Source organism: Flavicella sp. (genome assembly GCF_029238425.1).
Lineage (GTDB): Bacteria > Bacteroidota > Bacteroidia > Flavobacteriales > Flavobacteriaceae > Flavicella.
Window position 1 is genome coordinate 14,641 of sequence record NZ_JAQWGB010000138.1, and the last position, 22,762, is coordinate 37,402.

Genomic DNA, 22,762 nt, shown 5'->3' on the forward strand with positions numbered 1-22,762 from the left:
TTGTTTTTAGGTTTTACACTAAATTAGAACTTGTAAGACTGAAAAAAAGAAGAACTTCGATGAACAGCACTTTTCTTTAGATGAGTCCCCATTATTATAAGACTATATATTATTAGAAATTATTAATTTTATTTTAAGTAAATTATGCCTTAAAAACTGCTTCTCGATGAAGAAACAAACTAATAAATATCTAATAGTAGCTTTGCTATTTGGTATCTTATTTCATGGAACCGCTATATTTTTCACACTTGAAAAAACATATGATGCGTTGATCCATTTGTTTTTTGCAGAGCACTACTCAACATCTTGGTTTGAACCATGGAATTACAAGTGGTATACCGGATTTACGGTAATGAGTTACCCTCCTTTAGTCCATCAATTTATTGGTTTACTATCGTTTATTGGTGGCCTAAAATTTGGTCTTTTTACGGTAGCTTTTCTTGCTATTATTTTATTCATTACGGGAACCTATAGATTTTCTTTACTGTTAACAGGGTCAAGACAATCAGCTGGATATGCCGCCGTTTTAGCTGTTTTCTCGTCTACCTTTATTGAAACGTTACACTTGTTTGGTCAATTACCAAGTATTATTGGAGCTTCTATCTTAATGCATTCTTTACCAGAAATATACAATTGGTTAAAAACAGGTAAAAGGAAATACTTCGGAAACTCTCTTTCCTTAATGGCTGTCATGGTATGTTCTCATCATGTTACCCCAATTTTTGGGATGATATTCTTTATTTTTCCTTTAATTGGTCTTGCAATTTTAGATACAGCAAGAGATAAGGTAGGTAGTTTCGAAAAAGTAAGCTTCCGACTCTTTCTTCAAACATTTGTAAAACTATTCAAACGAATTATTAGTTTTGGACTTGCTTCTTTATTTTTAATTGTGGTGTGTATTCTTCCCTATTGGATCAACACAAAAAACAACCCAATAACACAAATTCCAATTCCACATGGTTCTCGAGATAATTTCTTAGAAGTAACCTCATCCGGATTGGTTTTCTTTTTAATTCCCTGGGGAATTCTATTAGCTATTTTACCCTATGTATTTTACAGATACTATAGTAAAAGATATATCTGTTTTGGTATTTCCATCACGGTATTAACCATATTGGGTACTGGAGGAACAACTCCTATTCCTAGAATGTTTTTGGGAGATACAGCTTTTAATATATTAACCTTAGATAGGTTTACCCTTTGGGCTTCACTAATGTCAATGCCCATCTTTGGTGAATTCAGTTATAGAATGACAGAAGGTGACCTCAAAGAATTATTGCAAGAAAAATATGGAGCTGTATATCACCGTCTTTTTGGAGCTTTATTGATGTTTTTTTACATCTTTATGGCCATTTTCACATTAAATCTTGGGTATTTTAGACCTTCTCAACCACAAAAAATAAAAACATTACCTATTACCAATTTTTTAAACCAGGACCAACATGACAAATGGCGTTATCTAACACTTGGTTTTGGAGATCAAATGGCATGGCTTGGTGCAAACACAAAAGCCTTAAGCGTCGATGGGAATTATCATTCAGCCAGAAGACTTCCTGAACTAACCACAAGAGCTATTGAACGTTTAGAAAACTCAAAATTCAAGGGAATTGAAGGAATAGGTTCTTTACAACAATTTTTGACGGTACCAGAAAAATATAGTCTGAAATACATATTTTCAAATGACAAATTTTATGATCCCATTTTATTTTTCTGTGGTTGGCAAAGGCTTCAGCAACTAGAAAATGGAATAATGGTTTGGGAAAAACTTAATGTACCACCAATAGCAACCCTCCTAGAACAAGATGAAATCGCAACTTTTCAAAAAGTAATGTGGGGTCTGATACCTGTGAGCACAGTACTGATAGCAATACTTGTCAATTTAAGAATGATCATAAGAAGAACTCTTAAAACAGAAAAAAATAAAGTTGCACCCTATGCTAAATACAATTTAAATCATATAAAGTTCCCGTTTAAGGTCGTGAAATTTCTACACATCTGGATCATTTTCCTTCTATTGACAATCGGTTACGGAGTTTACGAATTTTACATTAAGAATATTTCCCATCACAGTCCAGAAAACGTTGTTAAAGCTTATTATAACGCTTTGGATTTCAAAGAATATGAAGCGGCTCATGCCCTGCTTGATCCAAACAAAAAAGTGAAAATCGCTCAGTTTATGTTAGAGCACTCTGTAAGAGATGGTGTTTTAGGATCCTATGCCAAATTAGATTCTATGGCAGTTTCAATCAGTTATGAAAATGACAGCACGGCGCACGCATGGGTGTATGCAGAATGGATTACACCTCTTGAAAAAATTAATAGAAAATCTGAACATGATATGGTGTCTCATGATGGTGAATGGTTTATTAAGTTGAAAAAATTAGATTACGACCTTCCACCGAATCAATTATATGTTGACAATGGAACACAATATTTTAACCACGGTAGAAGAAAAACAACAACTGAACAAACATTTCATGAAGATGTATTAAAACGCCCCGTTTTGGAAATTTTGAGTTCCAAATTAGTCAAGGTTGATAAAAGCTATGCCATTATAGGAGAAATTCAAAATATTGATAATGTACCTGCTGATGTAGTTCTCAAGGGAACATTATACAATGACGATAATGTAGAAATAGCCACTTATAATTGTAAACACACCATCAAGCATAAGTTAATGCCTAAAGAAATTACTAGTTTTAAAATTAATTTTGAAGGGATAGCCTGGTCAAAAACAAAGGACTCTATTCCTAGTACTTTCAACCCTGACGAATTTACACCTGTAGAATTAAGTCATCAACCCACTAAATTCAACCTGCAGGCAATAGGAAGTGTTACTACTACCAAAATGTATAAAAATAATGTTTTAAACAGAATCAAAATTCATGACAATCATATTAGTGGGTTTTTATTCAACAATGGAATTCAGGAAATTACCATTCCACAACTTTTAGTTTCTTATTACAATGAGAATAAAGATCTCATATGGGTGGAACATTTATTCATAGAAGAAGGAGTGAGACAAGAAAGAAAAAGATATTTCAAACATGATCTGAAAGAATTTGATGTTCTAAAAGTGATCAATAGTTCTATGGAACATTGTTTTGTAAATGGTTTTCCAAACGAAGATATTTCAAATGCTATCGTACCAAATAGAATAAACAAACATTCTGTTCAAAGATTACAAAATATTGAAAATAACATGGCCTGTTATATAAAAGTAGAGTTAAATAATTTTATTGGAAATCCGAAATAATGACAAAACGATATTATATATCCACCTTATTCTTTATGTCCTGTTTGTTTTTAACAGGGCAAAACAACACGGATGTATCTAAAATAAAATTACACACTCATGATACGATTTTTGTCGCTGGAACTTTGCAAAACTTAGATTTTTCAACCTCCTATGCGTTTACTCCATTATTATATATTAGCAATAGTTATGGAACTACTTTTATTGAACCCAACCGAATTCAAAAGTTCCTGTTTTATAAAATCCCAAATAACATTTCAAATAAAAGAGGGCAACTTAACTGGGCATTGGTTCACAACAAAAAAAAGTTGCTAACTGGAAAAATTGAAATTATTAGCGACACAATTGTAAAGAAAGTAGAGACTTATGTAGGGCCACCGAGCATTGAAGCAGGAGGTAGAGATTTTTCTATGTCTGTGATGATTCCAACCGATACATTAGACAACCCAGTTATGGATAATTCTAAAGTTATCTTTAAAAAACAGTTTTTAACTAGAGAGGACTCTATTCAATTAAAAATCAAAAATTTATTTTGTTATAGAAAAATATATTCACCTAAAAAAACGGGTAGATTTTTAATTTCTTCGGCTTGCTACAACAAACAATCTACGGAACACACTCTATATGTTTGGGCCTCATTACCAACTGACTTTACCATATCGGCTCATAGCAATCATATGTATGCTGATGGAAATCAAATAAACACTATTACCACCTCCACTATTAAAGATGCATATGGAAATATTGTAAGTGACGGTACGGCTGTAGAATTAGTGGTAAAAGATAAAACTGGCAATATCTTATCTGCAAATGGAAATACCATTAATGGTGTAGCCATCGCAAAATTGGTACATCCAGATCATGCTCAATCATGGAATATTAAAGCCTATGTTTATGGAATGGCAGAAAGCAAGCCCATTATCGTAAATTTTGAACAGGCGATTAAAGACTATGAAATTGTATTCTCGGAACATAACAGAGAAATTACAATCGGACCATTAAAAAGCTTTATGCATCAAATGATTCCGGACGGACTAAGAATAGAACTGGATATCAAAAAAGAAGATCGTACTCATAAGTATATGGTACATACTTCTAAAGATGGGTATGCTACCTTCTATTTAGATCCTGAAAATTACAAAAATGAAACCTACGACTTTAAAATTGAAGCTGCAGGAATCACAAAAATATTCAAAAACAAAAGAGTATGGTAAGTTGGAAAAAAATAACGATTCGTATTCTATTAACTCTAATATTTATGTCTATAACTAGCTTATTTGTATATGGAATAGCTTCCCTTTTCACTTTTCTCAATACAGGGGCAGATAGATCAAAAATGCTGCGAGGTGAAGTTTACAAAACACAACAATACATCCCTAACCTAAAATGGGCTCCAATGCAAAACATAGGCAGACGGATGGACAAACAGACCTTAACCAATGTTGAAAAAAACTACATGGATGCCTGGTACATTAAAAGTGTATCCTACCAAATAAACTCAATTAAGGGAATTGAAGACTATTACACTGATAGTGCGGAAAAAAATCTCTTTGAATTTATTGATTTGAATAAAGAAGAAAATATTCATATTGAATCTACAACCCTAGAACACAATCCTAATATTAACTTTTTTAGTGAAGATGGTCAACTGATTTCATTAACGGATTACGGTGTTAAAGAATACAAACGAATTTATAAAAATGACTCATTATTATATGAAAACAGAGAGGTTTTTGATTACAAAGCCATTTTATTGCTAGAAGACGGCTTTTGGAGAATTAGACATCTTGTTAAAGAACCTTCCCTTAGAAAAATCGAAGCAGAACCTGTAATGAAGGACTATCCTGATTTTGAGATAAAGGGTATCAACTACTATCCAAAAAACAGTGCATGGGATACTTTTGGAAAAAATTTTGATGAAAAAATTTTAGCCAAAGATTTTGAAATAATTAGAAATGCAGGACTTAATACCATCCGTATTTTTATTCAATATGAGGATTTTGGTAAGGCTGAACTTATTCCTGAAAAATTAGAGAAATTAAAAACTTTGTTAGACATCGCAGAAGAAAAAGAATTGAAAGTAATCGTTACCTTATTTGATTTTTACGGTGATTATTCTGTTCTCGATTGGACCCTTACCATTCGTCACGCTGAAACAATAGTACAACAGTTTAAAGAACATGATGCCATTTTAGCTTGGGATGTAAAGAATGAACCTGACTTAGATTTTGAATCAAGGGGTAAAAAGAAGGTACTCGCTTGGCTACATCAAACAATCTCCACAATCAAAAGAATTGATCAAAAACATGCTGTTACCGTTGGTTGGGCTAAAATTGAAAATGCCACACTTTTAAAAGATCGACTTACTTTAATCACATTTCATTATTATGAAGACATTTCCTTATTTAAAGACGCTTATATAAAACTTAAAACCAGTATTCCAAACAAGCCTATTGCTTTGGGAGAATTCGGAATTTCATCTTATCGAGGAATATGGAAACCTTACGGGACTTCTGAAAATGCTCAAGAAGAATTCCATAAAACCATGCAAACCGTTTTTAAAGAAAACAACATCCAGTTTTTATCATGGACCTTGTATGACTTTGATCACATCCCAACGGCAGTTGTTGGAAAATTACCTTGGAGAAAAAACGCCCAAAAGAAATTCGGTTTTATCAACTCGAAAGGGAATCCTAAAAAATCTTTTAAATACATCTCAAACTAAGACTAATTTACTTTTGGATATATTTTCAAATTCAGTTAAGTACTTTCTAGTAATTACTTCCATTGGCAATGCGGTTGCAGCTTTATAATTAGCTTTCCCTAATTCGGTTCTATAATTTTCATCAGTCGCAATTTTCTCTATGGCATTTGCTAATTCCGTAGTACTCTCTGGCAAGAAAAACTCTCCTTTATAACCTTCTTGCACTACTAAACTCGCAAGATCTCCTAAGTTTGTCATTACTACAGCCTTTCCGTAACTTCCTGCCTGATGTAAAACCCCAGAACTACCTGTTGTAGAAGTATAAGGAAATATCACCATAGCACTTTCGTTAAACAAAGGAGCCACTTCTATCTCTTCTACGTAACCTGTAAAAACCAACTGCTTTACATCTTTGTATTTCTTTTGCATACTTTCAAGATAACCTGGCACATTTGGATTATCGGTACCAGCAATTACAATCTCCATATCTAAGTCGGATCTTTTTCTTAATTCCTCTACCGCTTCTATTACAATTTCTACCTTTTTATAAGTACCGAACTTACCAAAAGTCATAATTTTTAAAGGCCCTTTTGGCAGTTTATAACTTGGTTCCTCTGGAATTTCGAAAGTCCCATGAGGAACATGAATGATATTGTTGGTTTTATATTTACTCTCAAGAGCTTCAACATATTTTTCCATGGTTACAGCAACTTTATCTGCTTGTAAAATAAACTTTGTTAATGTAGTTCCAATAAAACCATAAATTTTCTGAAGCATTTTGTTCTTGGTAAACCCAGCGCTTTCCAAATCTACTTTTTCCATAATGTTATGTAACAATACTATGGTTGGTATTTTTTTCAATTTACATCTATAAGGCAATAATAAGCTCATGGCAGCAGCCACTTTTTTATCACCAAATTTCATAAACTGTAAATTGAATAAAACCCCGTCTGGCTTCGTTTCAGACACCGCATTCATCACAGAAAACAGGTTGGAATAACTATTGAATTTCCAGCATTCTTTAACCGTTATTTTACATCCTTTTTCTTCAAAGGTTAAATCTTTTTCCTCTGGGGTAAAATCGGTCAATAATATCAATTCCTCTACATCACTGTGTAGTCTAAACGATTTCACCAAATAATATGCATATTCAGTTAAGGTAATTTTACTTGGTGGATAGGCGGTTACAATAGCTAATTTCATAGGTATGATTTTAATTTTTATTAAAAATGCAATTTTTTATATACTTCTTGTTTTTCTATCGTTGTCAGGAACGAAAACTACGTCCAAAGGATTTTTTATGTCGATATGCTGTTTTTCTGATCTTTGAGATAATATAAAAATTGAGCTACTAGCAACACAAACATGGCTATGATTTGAACATGAACAACTTGTTCTAAACTCTTGTGAAAAAACACGATCAAAAGCACTTGAGAAACACCTAATATCGCTAAAAACAAAACCGGAAAATACCTATCTAATGATAAATAATAGTAAGCAAAAATATTAGAAACAGCAAACAAGGAAGTTGCCAAGGCATATTTCCACAACAAGTCTCCGACACCAACATATTGATCCCCGAATAATAATAGAATGATGTACTTTGGAAAAATAAAGCAAACTAGCACAATTGAAAAAGAAATCGCACCTATATAACCCACATACTTATACAATACTTTGGAGGTGTTTTTCCCTTCTTTTTTAAGCTTTACAACTGTTGGTAACAAAATCATCACATACATCCATGCGATAAAATAAACCATTCTACCGATCAATGCTAAAGATGCATAAAGTCCCGCTTCATAACTATCAAAATAATGTTTCACTAACAAAATATCACTATTATTGATCACTATTTGAGTCATTTCGTATAGGGCTGTTAATGCAAAAAAAGTAGTTATTTGCTTTTTCTGAATTTGACTTAAACTTCCTTTTTGAAAAAATATTGTTTTCACGTTTTTCAATGGAAAAACACCAAAAACAAAGGATAATACGATACCAAAAGAAATTAATATTGAAGTATCTAAGTCTAAAAAATAAAGAAATAAAAATGTAAACAACACTCTACTTATCATTTCTGCTTGGTACGTAACGGACAAAAACACAAATTGTTTTTTTCCTTGAAACACACCTCTATTTACACTCATTAAAAAATAAAAAGGAACACCTATTCCAAAATAAACAAACATCTGAGAGGACGTAGTATTTAAAAAAGTTTGCAAGGTTTTAGAAAAAGCAACAATTATCCCTCCAAAAAAAAGACCTACAAGAATTGCAACGCCAAATATTTTTTTCGTAAAAATCAAATACTCCTCCTCTGACCAAGAATAAGAAAATTTTGCTGTAACAAGTTGAAATGACATGGCCACAAAAGACACGACCAACAAAAATGTGATCAATACCGCGGCATCCGCAAATTTTTCAGGTCCAAGTACTCTCCCCAAAATAAGATTATACAAGTAGTTTCCTCCGTTTACAAGCAAACCACTTAACATAAATATCTGTTCAGGAGATATTTTTTTTCCTTTAATTGAATTTAGCATATCCATAGCAAAATAGACTAATAATTAACTTCTATACTTTACAGCTATCTCTCCTAACTGTCCAACAATTTTTAATGAATCTTTCATTGAAAGTTTAGATCCATCCGCATGAATCCATCGTTTTAAAGGCTGCTCACATATCATGGAAACGGCTTTTTCCTTACCGTATATGTTCCCCATTCTTTTAAAAATTTCAACATCAAACAACCATCTAGTTAAAAACTTATCTTTAAAAACAACTTTCACCAAATCTCTTCGAATTATTTTGGCACCACATTGGGTGTCTTTAAAATTCATACCCAAAATTTTTCTGATGATAAAATTAATAGTCAAACTAATAATTTCACGGGCAGATTCTTTATTGATATCTGCACCCATTCTAGCAATACGAGATCCACTTACAATCTGAAAATCCGAATTTTCAATGGTATTTACCAAATCATCAAAATCTTTAAAATCTGTAGATAAATCAGCATCTAGATATCCTAAATAATCCAACTGAGGGTCCCTTACCAAATGTAACATCCCTTGTCGAACCGCCTCTCCTTTTCCACCATTTTTTTCACAATCATAAACAGAGATAAAATCTTCTCTTCCTTTCGCTAAGTCTTTTAATACTTTTAAAGTATCATCTTTACTACCGTCATTAACAAAACAAAGATGATATCCTAAATTACTATCTAAGAAATCTGTAAATTCTTTACTTAACAATCTTGATTCTTCATTATAACAAGGAATAACAACTCCCACACAACTCTTTGAAATTTGAGCATTGTTAGCAACCCGTTTGCTTTCAAAATTATCAGGAACTCCAATCAATCTTCTAACACGTACTGATATCTCACTTAACTGTACAGGTTTTTTCATATAATCATCAATACCTAAATCAAAACCATCCACGATAGTATCTTCATCAGTATTTCCGGACATGATCATTATGGAAAGTTTTTTGTCCTCAGAGCGCAATTGCTTAACAATGTCTAATCCTGACATCCCATCCATATTTATGTCCACTATAAGTAAATCAGGTTCAAAACTATCTATTAACTTTAAACCTTCCTCACCGTTTTGTGCGGTTTTAATCTCGTACCCTAAACTTGACAAATGTTTCTCTAGGGACAAAAGAACCAATTGTTGATCATCAATAGCTACAATTTTCATATTATTTTTTTATATTTAAATGGTTCGGTCAATCTTTTTAAACGTATCAACTAAAGTTAGTGAATTTTTTCTAAATTTAGAATACGCTCAAAATTATTGGAAAGAGGATTGAAACTCCTTTTGATTTCGACCAATGGCACTAAAGTGTCGACGAAAATACAGACAGTATTGCTTAACTTGCAGTATAACCAAAGTGAAAACATTGCCGCTATGAAAAAACGAATATTCTATGTTATTCTGCTGTTGCTAACCTTTACGGCCGCTTCTTCTCAGAACATGAAAAAAGGATTTACCTATTTAGAAACAGGCAAATACCAAGAGGCTGAAACATTTTTTGAAAAGACCTTAAAAAAACACCCTGATAATAAAACCGCAAAACTTTGTTATGGTAGAGCCGTGGGGCTAAACGGAGATGCACCAAAGGCAGTTGGAATATTTACAGAAATGCTAGAGGATTACCCTGGTGACTTTGAAATAAAATTAAACTATGCAGAAGCGATGCTTTGGAACAAACAATTTGAAGATGCAGAAAAATATTATGAAACATTAGCCAGTGAAAACGCTACTAGTTTCCCCGCATTATTAGGATATGCAAATACGTTATCGAATTTAAAGAAATATCCAGAAGCTTTAAAATTTGTAAACAAAGCTTTAAAAGTACTTCCGGGCAATCCAAATGCAATGGTTTCTAAAAAATACATTCAATTGGGCTATGCAGATAGTTTAACCAAACAACAAAAGTATACGGAAGCTATTGCTTTATTAAAAGCCAATTTAGAATTATTTGAAAATGACCCAGACACTCAAAAAAACCTAGTAAACACTTATCTTATTGCAAAACAATATGATAACGCTAAACAGGTATATTATGATATAGCTACCTCTAAAAAAGATAGTATTTTTTCACTGAATGGCCTTTCCTTAATTGCACATTTTGAAAACAAAGACAAAACAGCATTAAAAATTAGCGATCAAGCTCTATCCATATTGCCTATGATTAAGGATACTGAGTTAGAAAAACAAACAGAATCTAGACATGTACAAGCATTGATTTGGAATAAAAAATATAAAAAAGCTGAAAAAGACATCAATGAATTAATGGAAGCCCACCCAGACAAAACTTGGCCAGTTTCATTAAGAGCGACGCTTAATGTATACAAAGGAGACTTTAAGAATACTATTGCCGACTATGATAAAATATTAGAAACAGAAGAGAGTTCTTTTGACGGTAACTTAGGTAAAGCAAATGCTTTAAAAGCTTCGGGAAAATACAATGCGGCTTATGCTGCTGCGGAACAGACCTTAAAATATTATGACAACCAAAAAGATGTTCTCAACTTTATCAAGGGTTTAGATAAATCTTTTACACCCTATGCTGAAATGAAAGCAGCTTATAGCTATGACAACGGATATAACAATGCTATATATTCACAAATTGAAGCTGCATATCCAATTTCAACTGCGACTACCTTAAGAGCTTTGTACAGCTTTAGAACTACCAAAAACAGTGTAACTGAGAACAGTGCAAATGCACACACTTTTCTGGCTGGGGCTACCCAACAACTAATTCCTAATGTAGCTCTAAACGCAATGATAGGATTTGCCTCTACAAGTACAGAGTCTAATAATTATGGAAAATTTTTGGCAGATATTTCCATGAATCTGAAACCTTTTAAATTGCACACCCTAGAGTTTGGGTATATAAGAGAAATGGAGACTTTTAATGCAGATTTATTGGAACAGGAAATTGTTAAAAATAATTTTTATGCAAACTATAATTTTGGAACTAACTACAATCTTGGTTGGTTTACCCAATACTATTATACTGCACAAACGGATGGCAATGTCAGAAATTTACTGTTTACATCTTTATATTACAATATTTACAACAAACCTTTTATTAAATCGGGTATTAACTTTCAAGCCATTGCGTTTCAAGATCAAGTCCCTCTTATTTACTTTAGCCCCTCTAAATTTAGAGCATATGAAATTTTTGTGGATATCTTAAAAGATGAATATGCCACAGGAAGCAGAAGTATTTTTTACAATTTAAATGCTGCCTTAGGGTATCAATTTATTGAAAACGACCCAAAACAAGGAACCTATAGGATACAAGCAAAGTTAGGATATAGATTCAATAGCAGACTCGTTGCAAACCTATATGGTGTTCGAAGTAATATTGCTTCAGCAACGGTAGCTGGATTTACCTATACAGAAATAGGGATCAGAGCAAAGTGGTACTTTATGGACAAGCCTGCTTTTTCAAGAAGGAAATAAGGAATCCATTCACTAATATATAAAAGCCTCAAGATTCTCTTCGAGGCTTTTCTTTTTAGAAAAAACTTAGTTCCCTATTGTCTTAAGGTCATAGGGAGCTAAGTTCTACTTCCAATCATTCATATTTCCGTTCCTTTGATAGATAATTTTCCTGCTGTGTCATTAAATAAAACTAAATTCCAAAACAGAAGCAACTCACGTTTACTATTAACTCATGAAGAAATAGAAAAAACACCTCCCAAAGTGATGTCTTTTATCGAATATCTTTTTTGGATTGATCAGTAAGTTAAAAAACAATCCTAATTTTAGTCTAAATTCATTCCAAGAAATAAGCCTGGTACTTATTCTTATTAGACACAACTATTTGCTTTACTATCCGTTCCAATTTTAAATTCAAAATCAAAGCACACTGCAATACATAAATACGATTCGTTTGATTCATATAAAGTCCCGGTCACAACATTAAAAAGACTTTAATTATTTTACACAAAAAAACTCAATACGTTACAGGAATCAAAAAAACAAAAAAAGGCCCTCTGTTTAAACAGACGGCCTTGGGAAAGGGGGTACTCATTTATTGTTATCTAATCATAAAACTGCCTTTGTGCACATATTGGTTATCATCTATCACTTGGTAACTATATACACCTTTCATATTCGATTTTGATTGGTAATAGAATTCATTTCCATCTTTCGTAGGCAATGATTTTGAATCTACTAACCTACCCATCATGTCAAATACTTTGATTGCTGCAGTTCTTGAATCTCTAGGGATTTCAATCACTGTTTTTCCTATAAACGGATTTGGATAATTTCTAGAAACTTCATTCTCAATGTCATCAGTACCTGTTACACTTGCCACTTTTGGCTCAACCAATTTTACATTTTCAACCTTCACTGTAAAGTCTACTTTATTTACATAGTCTCCTTGAACTGAAAACACTAAAGTTCTTACTGTTTTTAAATCGATTGTATTCCCTTCGTTGTCAACAAAATCATTAAAAGAAATCATTACTTTTTCTTTTTCATAAGAAGGAGCGATTGTTTTACGTAATCTTTTACTCCAGTCAGCAATATCATCGGTCATTAAAATAACTTCAATAGCGTGAGAGCTCTCTACTTCAAATTCTATGGCATCAAATTCAGAAACATCTAACAATTGATCTCCTGGCATTAAGTGACGGAACACATTGATGGTTCCCTTCAACTCCCCTTCAACATCAATATTTCTTTCTACTAAATGCTCTCCATTCTTTTGTATTACATCTGAAATAGTAACATCAAAAGCTGTAATTGCATCAATTTCTGAATTGTAATCTGCTCCCCATGGTCCATCTGCTAAATACAAAGCATCTTTCTGAGAAGAAGCCGCTGTTTCTATTGACAAGCCTACATCAAATAAATTTCCTGTTTCTATGATTACTTTTTGATTCCATGCTCCTGTTAAAGCAACTGTTTTTTGCATTGCTGAAGTTTCTGATACTTCTGTTTCCGAAATATTTGCAGAAAAAATCATTTCTGTGGCTCTCGCTTTATTCACAATATCTAATTCAACTTTACCATTTTTATAAGTTCCCGATTTCACAAAAACTAAAGGAGTTCTATCTGATACATCGCTGCTTATCAATTCTTTTTCAGCTGCTAAGGAATCAAAAATATGATTTGCTATAGAAAATACTTGAGAAAATGTTGTTCCCCAAATTTGAAAGTTGTAATAATCTCCCGAAGGGTATTGATCTATATTCCAGAAACTCAATACTTCGTTAGATGTTTCTCCCAACTTGACAGAAAATGTTAATGTATATTCTATTTGACCTTCATTTCTTATAATTTTAGAACTGATTATTCTGTGTCCTCTAACAGTAACGGGTCTTACATCTTCTAAAGAGGAATGATTCAAACGATCACAAATAGCTTTTGAATGATCATATACTGAACCTGTAGTTGCTGTTGCCAAAGCTGCAGAAACTCTATTTTCACCATCATACATATCAATTGCAAAAATTTCAGTAGCATTGGTCACTCCTAATAAATCTTCTGGACTAGAAATTTGAGCAACTTCTGTTTGAAACATTCCTGTTTCTGGTAAGAATTGTTCTAATTGAGTGGTTACCTCGTTGCTTGCTTTTCTTTGTTTTTTATTAAAAATTTTCTGTTGGGATTTTTGATCAGCTTTAGAATTTGTTTTATCACGAGTAAAATTTCTTTTAGCAATCAAACTTGCCAATTTACCGTTACTTTCTAACCCTGCAGTATTCGAAGAAGAAACATTTGGTGTTGCTTCATCCACATTCACATAATTTGTTGTTACTATTGCCTCGTACGGACTTGCAGTCACATAAAAAATAGCATCATTAAAATCATTATCACAAGATCTATAATCTCTTCTAATATCTTCAAAACCTAATATAATTCTTTCGTGATCTGGATCCTCTAACAGAACGTTATGATGTCTTAGTTCTACTGATGGCTCTGGGTTGTAAATTGGATTAGAAAACACATCCCAATACGCATTTCCAACAGATCCATTTCTCCATGCGTTCGCTAAAAGAACCCAACCTATAGCGGTTCCTTCATCAAACGTTCCTATTTTCACTTTATCTCCTGTGATCAATCCTCCTCCACTTCCTAGAGCAGAGACATTAGGAAAAATAATTGTTATTTCATCTTTTGAAGGTCTTGTTGCTGGTGGATTTCCTATTGGATAAGTATAAAACCCAAGAACGTTTCTATATCCTGCTCCTTCATCCACAAAGGTTACCCAAACATCAGCAGTATCGTTCAGGTTTACGTCTGTATCATATCCTGAAGATATATAGTGAGGATTGTAATCTGGTACCGGAAAACTTTCTGGTAAAGCATTGCTGATCATTTCTTGTGTCTCTACTGAGACATCATCTCTTACTTCTTCTAAATATAGGGGGGTTCCATTTGAAGTGTATTCTCCTAAAAATTTGTAATCCTGAGCATTAATAATTGTTACTACGAACAATAAGATTAATTGAAGTAATGATTTATTCATAAGACATAGATTTATATATATCCCAAAATTACTTCCAATAACCGCTATTTTTTATAATTTTCGATACCATAAAAAAAACCATCGTTGAATGGATGGTTTTCATGGTTAAATGGATTTAACGGCAACTTTATAAGTTTTCTATATAGTTTTGCATAGTCTCTAAAACGGATTCAAATTCTCCTCTAAGTTCTGTTGAATTATTTAAAAGTTTTTTCTCGTAATTCACGGCCAATTCATAACTTTTTTCCAATCCTACAATGCTCATTTTATGTTTAATTTTATGAACAATCTCTGCCGTTTCCTTAAAATTTTCCTGAGTGATACAATTTTCATATACACTCTTTTCTTCAGGAAATTCTTGTTTTAATATTTCTATAATTTTTTTTTCAAAATCAAGATCTCCACCTGATAAGGTTTGTATATAATTTAAATTTGGTTGTTCCATAGTTACTTTTTAATGGTAAAATAAAACGTTGTTCCTTCACCCATTTTTGACTCAAGCCAAATACGACCTTCGTAGAGTTCAATAATTTTTTTTACAATTGACAGTCCAATTCCCGAAGAATTATGAGTGTTTTCTAACTTTTGAAATGTTTGAAATATTTTATCAAAATATTTTTCATCAATTCCCTTTCCATTATCTTTTACTTGAAACTCCCAATAACCTTCAACTTCTTTACATCCAATAAAAACTTCTCCTTTTTCTTTATCGTTATATTTGATCGCATTGACAATAAGGTTTTGAAATAATTGCTGCATTCTAAATTTATCCCCTTGTACAACTGGATAATCATCTAATAATTTTACTTCTACATGGTTAGGCACATAAACACTTCGCATTATCGTATCAAGGGTGTTTTTTATATCAACATCATATTTTTCTAGCTCTACTTTACCTATGGTAGAATATTCTAAAATTCCCTTGATAAGAAAATCCATTTTTTCAACATTCTCCAATATTAGATTAATTGTATGTTCTCCTTCCTTCCCTAGTTTTTCTTTGAAATCCTCAAATAGCCATGTTGTTAAGGTACTGATACTCCGCAGAGGAGATTTTAAATCGTGAGAAACCATATGAGCATATTCACTCAGTTCCTTATTTTGATGCTCTAAATCTTTTAATAAAATATCCCTTTGGGAATTAATTTGAAGAATTTTTTGAGTTTGATTTTCTATATAATCAAATAATTTATCCCCAACCTTTATTGAAGCTTCTTCATCAATTTTATCCGTTTCATCCATAGCATGAATACTCAAAGCCGTACTTATTTCATTCAATCTATCAATTACCCTTTTTTGAGATTTTGTTTCCTCAATCAATTTTTGATTGGCAGCAAATAACTCTTCAGAACTTATAGACATTGCCCTTTGGAGCATTGAATGCTGATCATCAAAATTATTATAAGATAAATTGACGGATTCCAAAAAACGAGCCACTTCTGGAATAGCCAATAGTTCGTCGTTTAGATTTTTCCTAATTTGTCTTGCTAGCAATGAATTCATTATTCACTTATTAATGTTATTGTCATTGTTTGATTGTGCAATTGGCAAGAAGTTTCTCCATGAAAAGGTGCGATCTCACCATAGGAATAAAACCCACAAACGGTGGTATCTTCATCCACCACTTCTACTACTTCTTCAACCTCTTCTTCTACTCTTTGATCCAGCACAAGTTTTCTTCCAATACAACTCACAAGTATTGCCAATTGCGCTTTTGTTTCTCTTAATTCTTTGGCTTGGATTGCAGCTCTTTCAGAAGCATTTGCTATATTATCTACGTTGGTCATCATCAATTGCACTTTGGCATTTTCTGCAATATTCCCTGCCAATATCATGGCATTGTCCTCTTCATTGATATTTAAAATAGTACGGACTATGGATTGCTTTTCATTGATAGATTTCACATTCAATGGATACAATAATGCTGCACTCGGAAGATCTTTCGATTTTTCACCTAAATATTTTTTATACAAATCTAAGGCTGGCATATTATCTAACTCATATAATATATTCCCCTTACTTTTTGTAACCGTTCTTTCTGGCCCAAAAGGAGTCCACCCACCATAAATAGAAAAGGTAACTTCCAATTCTTCACCATAAAATCCAATGGCTACAATCTCTCCTTGTTTTGGGTTTTCATTGTAAGATGCCACGGTTGATTCAAATCTTGCATCATCTCCGCAAAGTCCACCTGTGATTAAAATATTATCATCCATAGAAGAGTTCATGCCTTTCGTTAAATCACTTCCATTGATAAAACTTCCTTCTGATACAACAAACATATATTTCAAGCCCTCTTTATCAAAACTATCCAGCAAGTCCTTACCTGTTTTAAAACTATCTAAATCAGAATTTAAAACATTACTGGTTTTAATTTCAAATTTTGTTTTTTCAAACTCAATCGCTGTCACTACTAGTCCATCGTTTTCTACAGATTCTTTTGTGATATCACCTGAAGAAGATCCAAACACAAAATGACCACCAGGAAACAAGTCATTCATACTTTTATAAATAGTAGGATCTTCTAATAAAAATTTATTACCAAACACTAGAACAAGCGGGTTGAATAATTCTTGTTTTTCAGATAAATATTCCCATTTACCTTCTGGTCTCTTTCTTAATTGTACAGTTTTCATAGCTTTTGTTTTAAAATTGTAAAATAAAAAGTGGTTCCTTTACCAAGCTCACTTTCTAACCATATTTCTCCTTGATATAAATTAATTATTTTTTTGACAATTGACAAGCCAATTCCTGAGGATTCTTTATTATCAGTTAGTGCTTGAAAGATCTTAAAGATTTTATCAAAATCTTTTTTTGCTATTCCAATTCCATTGTCTTTAATAGAAAATTGATAATAGGAAGCAAACTCCAAAACATCCACTTCAATAAGACCTTTTGATTTATCAATATACCTAACGGCGTTGCTAATAATATTTAAGAACAACTGCTGAAACTTCGTTTCATCACCTTTTATGGTCGGTAAATTGTTTTTAATTTTTAGTTCAATATGTTCTGGGATAAACAAAATATGAGGCAAGCCTAATACAACTTCATTCAAATCCACTTCCTCCATTTTTTCGTTCCCAGAAGTTACACTAGAATACTCTAAAATATCCGAAATTAATTTTTCCATTTTTTCCAAGGTCTTCTCGATAAGATCAAAATTATTTAAACTCGCATCGTCAAACTTTCCTTCATTATCATCTTTTAACCAAGTGAATAAAGCATTTAAACTTCGTAAGGGAGATTTTAAATCATGAGATACTATATGGGCATATTCCTCTAGTTCAGTATTACTTTTTTCTAACTTGCCTAAAAGATCTGCTTTTTGCTTTTCTAAATTTCTAAACTCTGTTATATCTAAATGAATACCTATTGAACCCACAACTTCTCCGTTTATATTATAATGAGGGGCACCACTTACCAGCCAATTCTTGAAGGAATTATCCTTTAATTTCACCAGAAGTTCGTAAGAATTTGAGTTTCCCACAAGTCTATCTTTTGTTTCTTTTAGCACTTCTTTTTTAGCATCTCCTTCGGTGAAAATCTCATTTGCTACAGAACCGATTAAGTCCTTTTCGTCATAACCAGACATCTTCATAAAACTTTGATTTGCCATCAAAATTTTATCTTCTCTGTCTACTTCTAATAAACCAAGGTTCATATTAGCAATGATACTGCTATACTTTAATCGTTCGGCTTCTATGTTTTGATTATAGCGTTGTATTAAGGTGACGTCTCTGAAACTCCATAAATGGCCTTTATATATCCCATTTTCAATAATTGGTATAAAATCTCTTTCTAAAATTCTTCCGTTTTTCATTTTTAGAACATCACCAAGAATTACTTCTTTATTGGCCACCAGCTCCTTTACCCTTGAAACAAATAAATTTGAATCCTCAAATAAATACTTTTGAGTTTCGGTAAATTCTAAATTAGTTTGGCCCTTCATGTTTTCAAGCTCGTCTACGCATGAAAAAAATTCACCAAGTTTATTATTTGAAATAACTATTTGATTTTTTTCATCTACTAATAAAACTCCAGAATCTAAATTCAATATCAAAGTGGATAATCTATTTTCTGAGGCTTTTAGTAATTCCTGGGCTTCTTTTTCTTTGGTGACATCTCTTACGATTCCCTGAGCGGCAATTGGGTTTTGTTTGCTATCGAAAACAATACTTGAATTGATTTGGACAAATTTATTTTTTCCCTCTTTGGTAACAATTTTAATTTGAAAGTTTGTTAAAATTCCTTTCGTAGCCAATTGAATAAATCCTTCTGCGGTTTTGCCTTTATCATCAGGATGGACTAGCTTAAATAAATTAATTTTTTCTTTAGTTAAGTCATACCCCAACATCTCAACTGCTGCTTGATTCATTTTAATGACAAAACCTTGCAGATCAATCACCACATAGGCATCAACTATATTCTCAAAAATTCCTTTAAGTTGTGAGTTTTTTTCGCTTATTGTCCCTTCTAATTCAGCATTAGCTTTGGACAATTCTTGGGTTAACTCATAGAGATTGGCAGACTTTTCCTCTAAAATTTTCTCTGCCTGCTTTCTTGCAGACTTTTCTCGAGCAAGCGCTCTTTCAAGTATTGCAATTTTTTTATCTTCCATGAGGATGTTAGTTTTTGTGAATCGTAAATTTCACTTCAGTACCATCTTCATTAATTTTTTCTAAGTTAATTTCTGCTTTAGAATTGAAATGTTCAAAGGTTTTATTCATTAAACCCAATCCAAAATGATGCATAGCCCTACTGGACTTATATATCATCACCAATTTTGTGTCTGTTTTTTCCAAAACGTCAAAAGTTGGTAACTCAGCATCATGGTATATTTTTTTTACTTCCACATGTATATGATGTTCTATTGAAGATAACATTTCAATAGGATCTTTATACATTGCCAACATGTCTGGATAATTTTTTTCTATCACAGAAAAAAAATGCTCGGCATATACGAGCAAAAGATTATCTATCGAGATAGAGGTATTAGCACTTAAATTTTGCAACAAACTTAACATTTCTGAAAAGCTATAGGTACCTATGGAAGTATAAACACCTCCAGAGTCTAAATTAGATTGCTCAATGATGGTATCCACCATTTCCAATCCAAATTTTTCTTCAACTAAATCTAAAAACTCCGTAAAAACAATTCCTTTCATATTATTTTTTTATTAGCTCATTCATACTCCAATATGCTAAAAGTTTAACAATCTTTGAAACATAATCTTCATATTTCAGAGGTTTTATTACATAACCTGCAATTCCTATTCTGTAACACTCCATAACATCTTTATCGTTGCTAGAGGTAGATAATACTACAGTTGGTAGATATTTTAAAACATCATCTGCCTTTAAAATAGACAAAAATTCGATACCATTCATTTTAGGCATATTTAAATCTAATAAAATAATATCGGGTAACGCATCTTTTTTTCGTAAAATTTCCAAGGCCTCTTCGCCATTGTTTGCTTCTACGATAGTATGATCCAATCCTTTAGAGGAAATGGTACGATTCAACTTCATCACTTCAATCGCATCATCTTCAATGAGCAAAATTTTCAATTTCTTGTCTTCCATGGTTTCTTATTTGAGGTATAAATAAAATAATAATGCTATAATTAAATTCGTTTTTTAGATTAAACGACAATAAGTGTCGACGAATGGTAATTATCTGCAGTTAAACTAAATTAATATTTCTATTAATGACATGGGGGCAATAAAAAACGAATATCAACCTATTTATTGTTTGGTTAATAATGCTTGAACTATTTTATAAACAGCTATTAGGGCGCATAAAACGACTAGTAATAATCCATCTTTTAATTCTAATGGTTTGAAAACAAAGTTCGTTTGACTGTAAAGTGATGCACAAAAAAAGAAGGCAATCAACGAAGTAAAAATTCTATAATTTTTCATAATACACATATTTAAAACTCTATACCTCAAAAGTATAAGTTATCCATGACGTATATTAGAATAAAACGTTCAAGCGTCTTTTACTATCGATGAATGGAATCAAAAGTTGGATAAAGAAAACTTAAAATAAGATGAAAAAATTGTCTATTCCTGCTTTAAGGCATCATAATCCTTAAGTGATAAGACTTTATCGGTATCAATAATTTCAGAAGAAAACTGTGAAATAGTTTTATCTCTAAAGTTCGCAAGAATTTTATTTTTAAAGGGGGCTGCAATATAATGTACTGGACAAGGATTTTCATCCTCGCATTTAGAAAGGCCCAAAAAACATTGATTAAATTTATTAGGACCATCGATATTTTCAACAATATCCCAGATGGAATTTTTTTGATTCGCCTCACTTAAATAAAATCCCCCGTTAGGACCTTTGGTAGATGTTACCAACTTACTTTTGGTCAATTGCTGTAATAACTTTGCTAAAAAAGGCTGCGGTGTTTCCAACTCATCAGCAATTTTTTTAACCCCTATTTTTTTTGTCTTATCAGAATATAAAGACAGATACAAAATGGAACGAATAGCGTATTTACAAGCGTTTGATAGCATGGGATATGATTTAAGTCACAAAGATACTAAAAAAGATATTTTTATCTTGATTTATAAAAGAAACTAACCTTGCATTTAAGTATATTTACAATAGAATTTCATAAAAAAATGGACAAGCAACTCACGTTACACTATGAGCATATTTTTGAGGAAGATCTTTTAAAAGAAATCAATTCGGTGGGCACTTTTAAAAGTTTTGAAGAAGGCGAAAAACTCATGGATATTGGATCAAAAATCACCTATATGCCTCTACTTCTAGAGGGTGCCATTAAAATATTAAGAGAAGATGAACAGGGTGATGAACTCGTTTTATATTTCTTAGAAAGAGGTGATACTTGTGCAATGACTTTAAGTTGTTGCATAGGAAATGCCATTAGCGAAATTAGAGCCATGACAGAAACCAAAACAAGGGTTATTATGATTCCAGTGCAGAAAATGGAAGACTGGATGAGCAAATATAAAACATGGCAAAATTTCATCCTAGAAAGCTACCAAAACCGAATGAAAGAAATGTTAGAAGCCATTGATTCTATCGCTTTTTTAAACATGGATGAACGCTTGTTGAAATATTTACGAGACAAAGCTATGGTAAATGGTAACGAAGCAATAAAAACTACGCATCAGGATATAGCTTTTGACTTACATACCTCTAGAGTTGTGGTATCACGCTTATTAAAAAAATTGGAAAAGGACAATAAGATCAAACTAAACAGAAACTTAATTACTGTAATTGATCTCTGATCTATTTAAATCTATATCCCGCATGCAATCCAAAAACGGGTGACACACCATCATAGCCTGTAGCAAAACTAATACCCATTACACCTCGCAAAACTAACGGCATGTCTGCAAAACGATATCCAAATCCAACATCCCATAAAATAGCAGTTCCTTTATACTCTATTCTTCCAGGAAAAGTGGTTAATAATTTTGGATTTGTAATTTCTTTGTACCCAAAGAGAACATCCATATCTAAAAAGAACCGAGATCCAAAACGAATATTAGGCCCTAAATAATAAGCACTAAAGCCATCTCCAAAACCAGCTGATGCTTTGACTCCTAAAGCACCTTCATGCATTTTTAAGGCATCGTATACAGCATGGACTCCAAATCCATATACGCTATCGCTGAAATCATATTCATCCGGTCCATTGGTAATAACTCCTGCATACACTGTGAATTTTTCGCTATTGTCATACTGGGAGTAAGTAAATACAGTTCCTAATAAGAATGCGATAAGTATCTTTTTCATAGCTTTTATAGTATTAATT

At 32.3% G+C, this 22,762-nt stretch carries 17 protein-coding genes; 5 read left to right on the forward strand and 12 right to left on the reverse strand.

The genetic code is table 11. The annotated features are described in order from the left end of the window. Positions 1-166 precede the first annotated feature (166 nt). The 3 genes from P8H68_RS10095 to P8H68_RS10105 all read left to right on the forward strand — a co-directional run bounded on the left by P8H68_RS10095 (position 167) and on the right by P8H68_RS10105 (position 5,981). A complete protein-coding gene (locus P8H68_RS10095) occupies positions 167-3,256 on the forward strand; it encodes a hypothetical protein (RefSeq protein ID WP_300324392.1) in 3,090 nt (1,029 codons plus the stop codon). Between the two features lie 35 nt (positions 3,257-3,291). Continuing rightward, a complete protein-coding gene (locus P8H68_RS10100; RefSeq protein ID WP_300324395.1) occupies positions 3,292-4,470 on the forward strand; it encodes a hypothetical protein in 1,179 nt (392 codons plus the stop codon). Between the two features lie 122 nt (positions 4,471-4,592). Then, complete coding sequence (locus P8H68_RS10105; protein ID WP_366144940.1) at positions 4,593-5,981, forward strand: glycoside hydrolase family 2 TIM barrel-domain containing protein; 1,389 nt, start codon at positions 4,593-4,595, stop codon at positions 5,979-5,981. On the opposite strand, the gene P8H68_RS10110 is transcribed toward P8H68_RS10105, so the two are convergent. The 3 genes from P8H68_RS10110 to P8H68_RS10120 form a co-directional block, all read right to left on the reverse strand. Continuing rightward, on the reverse strand, positions 5,973-7,163 hold the full coding sequence (locus P8H68_RS10110; protein ID WP_300324401.1) for a glycosyltransferase: 1,191 nt from the start codon (positions 7,161-7,163) through the stop codon (positions 5,973-5,975). The two genes, P8H68_RS10105 and P8H68_RS10110, sit on opposite strands and share 9 nt — an antisense overlap. A gap of 95 nt (positions 7,164-7,258) precedes the next feature. Then, on the reverse strand, positions 7,259-8,509 hold the full coding sequence (locus P8H68_RS10115) for an oligosaccharide flippase family protein (RefSeq protein ID WP_300324405.1): 1,251 nt from the start codon (positions 8,507-8,509) through the stop codon (positions 7,259-7,261). A gap of 18 nt (positions 8,510-8,527) precedes the next feature. Beyond that, positions 8,528-9,664 (reverse strand): response regulator, encoded by a 1,137-nt coding sequence (locus P8H68_RS10120; protein WP_300324408.1) that lies wholly within the window; start codon positions 9,662-9,664, stop codon positions 8,528-8,530. A 210-nt stretch (positions 9,665-9,874) separates the two neighbouring features. Between P8H68_RS10120 and P8H68_RS10125 the strand changes: the two genes are divergently transcribed. Next, the gene (locus P8H68_RS10125; RefSeq protein ID WP_300324411.1) at positions 9,875-11,941 is read left to right on the forward strand and encodes a tetratricopeptide repeat protein; all 2,067 of its coding nucleotides are present in this window, start codon (positions 9,875-9,877) and stop codon (positions 11,939-11,941) included. A 580-nt stretch (positions 11,942-12,521) separates the two neighbouring features. On the opposite strand, the gene P8H68_RS10130 is transcribed toward P8H68_RS10125, so the two are convergent. The 8 genes from P8H68_RS10130 to P8H68_RS10165 form a co-directional block, all read right to left on the reverse strand. Next, positions 12,522-14,963, reverse strand: a complete 2,442-nt coding sequence (locus P8H68_RS10130) for a DUF4114 domain-containing protein (RefSeq protein WP_300324414.1) — start codon at positions 14,961-14,963, stop codon at positions 12,522-12,524. 127 nt (positions 14,964-15,090) lie between these two features. Then, positions 15,091-15,408: an Hpt domain-containing protein gene (locus P8H68_RS10135; RefSeq protein ID WP_300324417.1), complete on the reverse strand. Its 318-nt coding sequence runs from the start codon at positions 15,406-15,408 to the stop codon at positions 15,091-15,093. A gap of 2 nt (positions 15,409-15,410) precedes the next feature. Beyond that, entirely contained in the window at positions 15,411-16,466 is a 1,056-nt protein-coding gene (locus tag P8H68_RS10140) for an ATP-binding protein (RefSeq protein ID WP_300324420.1), read from the reverse strand. After that, positions 16,466-17,599, reverse strand: a complete 1,134-nt coding sequence (locus tag P8H68_RS10145) for an FIST N-terminal domain-containing protein (RefSeq protein ID WP_300324423.1) — start codon at positions 17,597-17,599, stop codon at positions 16,466-16,468. Before P8H68_RS10145 ends, P8H68_RS10140 begins: the two co-directional genes overlap by 1 nt. Continuing rightward, positions 17,596-19,584: a PAS domain S-box protein gene (locus tag P8H68_RS10150; protein ID WP_300324426.1), complete on the reverse strand. Its 1,989-nt coding sequence runs from the start codon at positions 19,582-19,584 to the stop codon at positions 17,596-17,598. Before P8H68_RS10150 ends, P8H68_RS10145 begins: the two co-directional genes overlap by 4 nt. A 7-nt stretch (positions 19,585-19,591) precedes the next feature. Beyond that, positions 19,592-20,131 carry a heme NO-binding domain-containing protein gene (locus P8H68_RS10155; protein WP_300324428.1) on the reverse strand — a complete coding sequence of 180 codons (540 nt, stop codon included), beginning with the start codon at positions 20,129-20,131 and terminating at the stop codon, positions 19,592-19,594. 1 nt (position 20,132) lies between these two features. Continuing rightward, positions 20,133-20,549 carry a response regulator gene (locus P8H68_RS10160; protein WP_300324431.1) on the reverse strand — a complete coding sequence of 139 codons (417 nt, stop codon included), beginning with the start codon at positions 20,547-20,549 and terminating at the stop codon, positions 20,133-20,135. Between the two features lie 483 nt (positions 20,550-21,032). Then, entirely contained in the window at positions 21,033-21,491 is a 459-nt protein-coding gene (locus tag P8H68_RS10165; RefSeq protein WP_300324434.1) for an Rrf2 family transcriptional regulator, read from the reverse strand. Between the two features lie 108 nt (positions 21,492-21,599). On the opposite strand from P8H68_RS10165, the gene P8H68_RS10170 reads away from it, so the two are divergent. After that, positions 21,600-22,232, forward strand: coding sequence for a Crp/Fnr family transcriptional regulator (locus P8H68_RS10170; protein ID WP_300324438.1), 633 nt, complete (start codon positions 21,600-21,602; stop codon positions 22,230-22,232). A gap of 1 nt (position 22,233) precedes the next feature. On the opposite strand, the gene P8H68_RS10175 is transcribed toward P8H68_RS10170, so the two are convergent. Further along, the coding region (locus P8H68_RS10175) for a hypothetical protein (RefSeq protein WP_300324442.1) at positions 22,234-22,762 on the reverse strand (529 nt) is incomplete at its 5' end.